This is a genomic window from Variovorax guangxiensis (assembly GCF_003952165.1).
Taxonomy (GTDB): Bacteria; Pseudomonadota; Gammaproteobacteria; order Burkholderiales; family Burkholderiaceae_C; genus Variovorax; species Variovorax guangxiensis.
This window is the reverse complement of record NZ_RXFT01000031.1, coordinates 1-4,994: the sequence shown is the minus strand read 5'-3', so window position 1 is coordinate 4,994 and position 4,994 is coordinate 1. Positions and strand designations below refer to the sequence as shown.

Here is a 4,994-nt window from a genome sequence, read left to right as displayed (position 1 = left end):
GAACACCCGCACCGAGGTGCCGCCGAGCACCGCCGCCCAGCTCCCGGCCCTCAAGGGCCGCGTGACGCTGGACAACCTCACTTTCCGCTACCGCCCCGAGGCAGCGCCTGTTCTCAATGGCGTCAGCCTCGATGTGCGCCCCGGCGAAGTCATCGGCATCGTCGGGCGCTCGGGCTCAGGCAAGAGCACGCTGACCAAGCTCGTCCAGCGCCTGTACACCCCCGAGCAAGGACGCTTGCTGGTCGACGGCATCGACATCAGCCTGATCGATGCGGCGCAGCTCAGAAGACAGGTGGGCGTGGTGCTGCAGGAGAACACCCTCTTCAACCGCAGCGTGCGCGAGAACATCGCCATCGTCGATCCGGCGGCGCCGCTGGATGCGGTGATCCAGGCGGCGCAGTTGGCCGGGGCCCATGAGTTCATCAGCGAACTGCCCGAGGGCTACGACACCATGGTCGGCGAGCAGGGGGCAAGCCTCTCGGGCGGGCAGCGCCAGCGCATTGCCATCGCCCGGGCGCTGTTCACCCATCCGCGCATCCTGATCTTCGACGAAGCCACCAGCGCGCTGGACTACGAGAGCGAGGCCATCGTGCAGCGCAACATGGCGCACATCTGCAAGGGGCGCACCGTCTTCATCATCGCCCACCGCCTGAGCGCGGTGCGGCATGCGAACCGCATCATCGTGATGGACAAGGGGAAGATTGTCGAAGGCGGCACGCACGAGAGCCTGCTCGCTCGGCCCAAGGGCATCTATGCGCACCTGTGGAACATGCAGGGCGGTGGGCATCCGACGGAGACAGAAGGCAGCAACAGCGCAAAGGGTGCGGGAGCGCCCGCATGACGCCTGAAGTGTCTACAACGGCTCCTGCGGCCAATGCGCCTCATGTGCGAGATACGCGAGACATGCGCCACCCCGCCATCGAACTGCTGGGGCGCTACGGTGCGATCTTCAAGGCGGCCTGGAAGCACCGCCACGAGCTGGCCGGCCCGAAGCGGCTGACTGATGAGGCCGCCTTCCTGCCCGCGGCACTCAGCCTGCAGGACACCCCGGTACACCCCGCACCCAGGCGGCTGGCCTATGCGTTGATCGTGCTGTTCCTCATTGCGCTGGCCTGGTCCATCTTCGGGCAGGTGGACATCGTGGCGGTGGCGCCGGGCAAGATCATCGTGAGCGAGCGCACCAAGATCATCCAGCCGCTGGAGGTGAGCGTGGTCAAGCGGGTGCTGGTGCGGGATGGGGACCATGTGGAGGCAGGCCAATCGTTGGTCGAGCTCGATCCCACGATGGCGACTGCGGACAGGACAAACGTCAATGAACTGCTGAAGGCGGCGCAGTCCGAAGTCATGCGCACCCGGGCACTGCTGAAGGCGCTGAGCGGCACAGAAGCACATGCGCCGGATCTGGGCAAGGCCACTCCGGCAGGCTGGACCGACGAAGACCTCAGTTCAGCCCGCGCGGAGCTGAATGACGAATGGAGCGACATCACGGCGAAGCTGGCCAAGGCGGCGGCGGAGATCAACCGGCGTCAGGCCGAGATCGCGACCGCGCGCGAGGTGGTCACCAAGCTGGAGACCACGCTCCCGATCGCAAGACAAAGAGAAGCAGACTTCCGCCAATTGGCCGACCAGGGCTTCATGTCCAGCCATGCGAACCAGGACCGCACGCGCGAACGCATCGAGATGGAGCGCGACTTGGCGACGCAGCGAGCCCGACTGGCAGAGGCCAACGCCACGCTGAGGGAGAGCGAGAACACGAGGGCCGCCTACATCGCCGAGACGAAGCACAGCCTGAGGACGCGGGAAGCTGCAGCCGAACTCAAGCGCCAGCAAGGCACGCAGGACCTGGCCAAGGCGGGCCAGCGCGAGCGGCTCACCACGTTGAAGGCCCCAGTGGCGGGCACCGTACAGCAGCTCGCCGCGCACACCGAAGGCGGCGTGGTCACGGAAGCGCAGCCGCTGATGGTGATCGTGCCCGACGGGGCGCAGGTGACGGCCGAGGTGACGCTGGAGAACAAGGACATCGGCTTCGTGAGCCCGACGCAGGAGGCGGCGATCAAGCTGGAGACATTTCCGTACACGCGCTACGGGACGGTGAGCGCGACCGTGAAGACGGTGACGGCGGATGCGGTCAATGACGAGAAGCGCGGGGCGATCTTCCCGGTGACGCTCAGCCTCAACAGCACAACCATCGATGTGGATGGCAGACCAATCAAGCTCAGTCCAGGGATGAACCTCACGGCGGAGATCAAGACGGGCAAGCGAAGAATCATCGAGTTCCTGCTCAGCCCGGTTCAGAGAGCAACAAGCGAGAGCCTGAGAGAACGATAAATTGCACCGAGCACCGAGCGCTGTAATGAAAGTTGAAATCAAGTTGAGGTCGCACGATTCCGTGCTGCTTTAATTTCGACGACGAAGGAGAGGATCGATAAATGCGGGAATTTACCGGAGGATTTTTTCATGAAGAAAAACATCTTCTTTCATCAAACAAATATTCAAGCCATGCAAATAACCCAATACGTAAAAAATCCTTATTTTTGATAGTGGGATTTTTGCTTAGCGGGTGCTCGCAACCTCTGGATCGAGGGCGAGACATATCCGCCGAAAAAAAGGTGATTTCAAAAATTGCGAAGCGCCCCTCAAATATTCAAAAAATAAGCGACATTGTCGGCAATGATGTCGTCAAAATTTGTTTGCAAGGCCGCTACACCCCAAAAGAAGAGGTTTTCGAGAAAGCAGTTGGGAGGCCTGTCGAAAATTATGAATACTTTGGAGAAAAAAGATGGATTGTCTGGTGGATTTTTGACAAAGAAGATCGAAGCTACCAAGTAATCATTCCGGAAGAATTTGCCACAATATCCAGAAGCTCGAATGGAATTTGCCATCCATCAAAAGAATTTATTTATTTCGAAGATTCCAAAGAATCTCTGATATACAAGATTGGAAACAAATAATGGCCGGATCAATTTACGCCCCTAGAATGTACGAACTCGCCAGAAGTCATGGCGGATTCCCTCTGAACCCCAATAGCCCAGCAACTGGCACTAATGATGCCTACGATGCATTCAGGCACGCGATGATGAGTGCGCAGCTTACGGAGCGCTGGGGTCCCGATCTATCGAAGCGAATTATGGATTGGTACGAAAATAGAAATCCCAACCCGCCCGCTGAAGACAATATGGATCGTTGGAACAATGATGTAGGGCGTCGAGAGTATGAAAATTGGCGTAATGCGCGTGACCGTGGCGAAACTACTGATCCATTGTCGAAATGGATTTATGACAAGGTCAAGCAAGGCGAAACCATCAACGATCCCGTAGACCATCGTTCTTGGAGAGAGCCCGAAGCTCCAGCCCCTTTGCCTGGGGGAGATCCTTTTACCGGTATGCCATGGCCCGGTGTGGATCCTGTAGCGGCAGACGATTTTCAACGAGCACGTGGCTGGCGTCAGCCTGTCGATCCCCTGATGCTGGATTTGGATGGCGATGGGTTGGAGCTCAAGGCTGCCAATGGCTCCGTTCTGTTTGATCACGATGCGGACGGCATCAGAACAGGCACCGGTTGGATCAGCGCCGATGACGGCATCCTTGTTCGTGACCTTGATGGAAATGGCTTGATCCAGACCGGTCGAGAGCTCTTCGGCGTCGACACCCTCAAGCGCAACGGCGAGAAGGCCATCAATGCCTTCGATGCCTTGGCCGACCTCGACAGCAATGCGGATGGCAACTTCACTAGCGCTGATCTGGCTTGGGGCCAAGTTAAAGTCTGGCGCGATCTCGATCAAGATGGCATCTCTGATGCGGGCGAACTCTTCTCGCTGGACCAGTTGGGCATCACCCGCATCGGGGTGAACGGCAGCGCTACCAACACGACGGGTGGCAACCAAGCTGGCACGACTATCAATGGCAATTTCATCGCGCAGAGCGGAAGCTTCACGCGCAACGGCGAAAGCCATAGCGTGGCAGCCGCCAACCTATCTGCAGGCGCCATCGACCTAGACTCGAGCAACTTCCATCGGGAGTTCACCGACTACATCCCATTGACCGACATCGCCAAGACGTTACCAACGATGCAAGGTTCCGGTCGGGTACGTGATTTAGCCGAAGCTGTAAGCCTCACCCCAGAGTTGGCAGTCGTGCTCACGAGTTTCAGTTCGGCCGCAACGCGTGAGGCGCAGATGGCGCTGATCGACAATCTGATCACGACCTGGGCCAAGAGCAGCGACTTCTGGAGCAGTATCGAGGACAACCTTGGCGGCAAGGACAACATCAGTCTGGGTATCACGGTGCCGGCAGGGATGACGCAGGAACAGTTCCGCAACCTGATCGGTGTGCTAGAAGTTTTCAACGGGGAGCGGTTCTACGAGAAGCCGACCTCGACCGCTACAGTGCGACCCGTGGCCGGGTTCACCACCAGCACGGAAACGACAACCTCAGGTGGAGTGACCCTGGTGCGGCCAGCCTATGCCATCAATCCTCCCGCGGCACAACTAGCTCTACTGCAGCAGAGTTACGAGACGTTGAAAGAGAGCATCTACGGAGCCCTGATCCTGCAGACGAGGCTCAAGCCCTATCTGGATTCAATCGATCTGGTGATCGATGAGAACGGCGTGAGGTTCGACGTTACTGCACTGGTGGCGAAGCTGGATGCACTGAAAGCAAGCAACGAACGCACCGCCTTGATCGATCTCATAGAACTCAATCGCTATGCACAAGGTGCATTGCAAGAAGTCGGGTTCATTGGCCTGGAGCACTTGCGCAGTTGGATCGAATCGCTACCAGTGGATTCTGCGTTGCGAGCGGAACTCAGCAGCCTAAATGTCTATGCGGGCAGCTCAGCCAACGGTAGCACCAAAGGCGACATCTATGTCGGCAATACGAACGCCAACAGCTTCAGCGGAGGCACAGGCAACGATCTGCTGGACGGCGGGGCGGGCAACGACAACCTCACCGGCGGTGACGGTGCAGACACACTGATCGGTGGCGACGGCAACGACT

At 58.8% G+C, this 4,994-nt stretch carries 4 protein-coding genes; all 4 read left to right on the top strand.

Features of this window, described 5'->3' with window-relative positions:
- Window positions 1-841: peptidase domain-containing ABC transporter (locus EJP67_RS33440; RefSeq protein WP_126026011.1), on the top strand; the 841-nt coding region annotated here is incomplete at its 5' end.
- Between the two features lie 62 nt (window positions 842-903).
- On the top strand, window positions 904-2,328 hold the full coding sequence (locus EJP67_RS33435) for an HlyD family type I secretion periplasmic adaptor subunit (RefSeq protein WP_240650863.1): 1,425 nt from the start codon (window positions 904-906) through the stop codon (window positions 2,326-2,328).
- A gap of 101 nt (window positions 2,329-2,429) precedes the next feature.
- Window positions 2,430-2,951: a hypothetical protein gene (locus tag EJP67_RS33430; protein WP_126026009.1), complete on the top strand. Its 522-nt coding sequence runs from the start codon at window positions 2,430-2,432 to the stop codon at window positions 2,949-2,951.
- Window positions 2,952-2,977: 26 nt separating this feature from the next.
- Window positions 2,978-4,994: DUF6973 domain-containing protein (locus EJP67_RS34180; RefSeq protein WP_420824289.1), on the top strand; the 2,017-nt coding region annotated here is incomplete at its 3' end.

Excerpts from the sequence above, each read along its gene's own strand:
- EJP67_RS33430 (WP_126026009.1), top strand. The coding sequence starts at position 2,430 with ATGCGGGAATTTACCGGAGGATTTTTTCATGAAGAAAAACATCTTCTT.
- EJP67_RS33435 (WP_240650863.1), top strand. The coding sequence starts at position 904 with ATGCGCCACCCCGCCATCGAACTGCTGGGGCGCTACGGTGCGATCTTC.